Source organism: Mesorhizobium sp. M1A.F.Ca.IN.020.06.1.1 (assembly GCF_004023265.1).
GTDB lineage: Bacteria > Pseudomonadota > Alphaproteobacteria > Rhizobiales > Rhizobiaceae > Mesorhizobium.
Window position 1 is genome coordinate 1 of the sequence record NZ_RZSR01001082.1, and the last position, 1851, is coordinate 1851.

At 64.3% G+C, this 1851-nt stretch carries 4 protein-coding genes; all 4 read left to right on the top strand.

Annotated elements, in window-relative coordinates:
• Positions 1-413, top strand: a 413-nt coding sequence (locus EOA60_RS31140; RefSeq protein WP_206628329.1) for a major capsid protein, incomplete at its 5' end; no start/stop codon positions are given.
• Between the two features lie 53 nt (positions 414-466).
• On the top strand, positions 467-703 hold the full coding sequence (locus EOA60_RS31145) for a hypothetical protein (RefSeq protein ID WP_127335104.1): 237 nt from the start codon (positions 467-469) through the stop codon (positions 701-703).
• A gap of 75 nt (positions 704-778) precedes the next feature.
• Positions 779-1120 (top strand): hypothetical protein, encoded by a 342-nt coding sequence (locus EOA60_RS31150; RefSeq protein ID WP_128312489.1) that lies wholly within the window; start codon positions 779-781, stop codon positions 1118-1120.
• Between the two features lie 97 nt (positions 1121-1217).
• On the top strand, positions 1218-1851 hold a 634-nt coding region (locus EOA60_RS31155; RefSeq protein ID WP_164899702.1), incomplete at its 3' end, for a hypothetical protein.

Consider the following 1851-nt stretch of genomic DNA (forward strand, 5'->3'; position numbering starts at 1 on the left):
GGGGTGTCATGCGACGCGACAGCGAGATCCTTGCCGAGATGGACTTGACCCGGCGCGGCAATGCCGACCTGACGATCAAGACCGGCCTCATGACCACCGGCGAGGTCCGCTATGGCGGCACGCTCGGTGGCGGTATCGAAGTCTGGGTCTATAAGGACTACTACACCGTCAACGGCTCGGTCACTCCGTTCATGTCGCCCAAGGATGTCGTGCTGACCGGTCCGAACGTGCAGGGCTATCGCTGCTTCGGAACGATCGTCGACGTGCATGCGCAGTTCGAGGCGCTGCCGATCTTCCCGCGCAACTACATCCCTGAAGGCGATGTGGCGATCGAGCAGATCCTCACCCAGTCGGCGCCGCTGATGGTGCCCGTCAATCCGAACGCGACGCTGAAGGCGACGGTCCTCGGCTGATTGCCCCGGTCCGGCATCGTTCTCGGCATTTCAACATCATTGGAGAAAGCATCATGGTCAAAGCCGTTGCTTTGAGCACCGTTCACCTGTGCAAGTCGCCGGGCGAGAAGAGCCCGGAAGGCAAGACAATCAAGCGCGCAGAAATCGAGGTGAAGGCGCCTGGATCAATCATCGACGTCGACAAGAAGCAGCTCGACGATCTTGTCGCAAAGGGTGCCGCGCGCCCAGCCAGCAAGGTTGACCTCGTGAAGGCGGACGAGGCCAGCCAGATGGACCTCGGCCAGGTCTGAGGTCTCACCTTTTCGGAGCCTTTCATGGATATTCGTGCAGCCCGATCGCGCCTTGTCCATGAGACGCGCTCCCGCATGGGCGACCTGATCACCATCCGCGCCAAGCAGCGTGGCGAGATGTCGGTGGCCGACGATCCGTCGCGCCCGGCCATGCTCGGCCTGAAAGGCCGGTTCGACATCGATCTGGACCTTGAATTCCTCGGCGGACGCGATCGCGGCATGGCGCCGACCCGCTACGCCGGCCGGCTGTGCAGCGTTTCGATCCCGCGTGCCGACATGACCTGGCTGCCGAAGGCCGGCGATCAGTGCGAGGTCACCCCCCGGCCGGCCGAGCCGATCTATTCGATCGAGCGCGTCGTCGATGACCTGCCCGAGGTGATCGTGTTCTATCTGTCGAACCTGCAGGCCGCGTCGTGATCTCCGCCGAAGGCGGCAACGACGACCGCCCGTCGGGCAGGTTTGCCCGGCCGTCCGCAAGGAGCGGCGAAGCCGAGGCAAGCGAAGGACAGAACGGATGAGCCTGGTTAATGCCATGCTGCGCATGCTGGCCGTCCAGGCGCTGCGCGGCAACACCATTGCCGCCGACGGCGTTACCGATTCCTCCATCGAGGCGTTGTCTTCGATCATGAGCGACCGGCAGGCGCCGGTCATCCTGGTGCGCATCGACGAAACCAAGTATGCCGCCCAGAACGAAGGCTTCTTCGTCACCTCCGGCACCGTGACCTTCGCGCTCGACCTCATCGTTGCCTCGAGCGTCACCTATCAGACGACCGACGGCCAGGCGGTCAACCAGATCGAGATCGCGCCGACCGATGCCGGTCTTGAATTCTCGCTCGACATGCTCGACCGGCAGTGGCGGCGCGTGCTGTCCGACCCGAACAATGCCTTCGCGGAATGCTTCCGCTCGCTTGTCGCCGCGATCGGGCCGGTGAAGGCCGCTCGCGGCGTCGATCCGGAGGACGGCCGCAAGCACGCCATCCGCATGGTCGAGATCGAGATCGAGCCGGTCTGCGATCCCGCTCCGGGCGCCAAGCTGCCTCCCGTCATCGACACGGCACTGACCAAACTGGCGACGGTCGCGGACTACCAGTCTGCGGTCGTCATCATGCGCGGCGAGTTCGCCAAGGGCGTCGACCTGATGAGCTGGC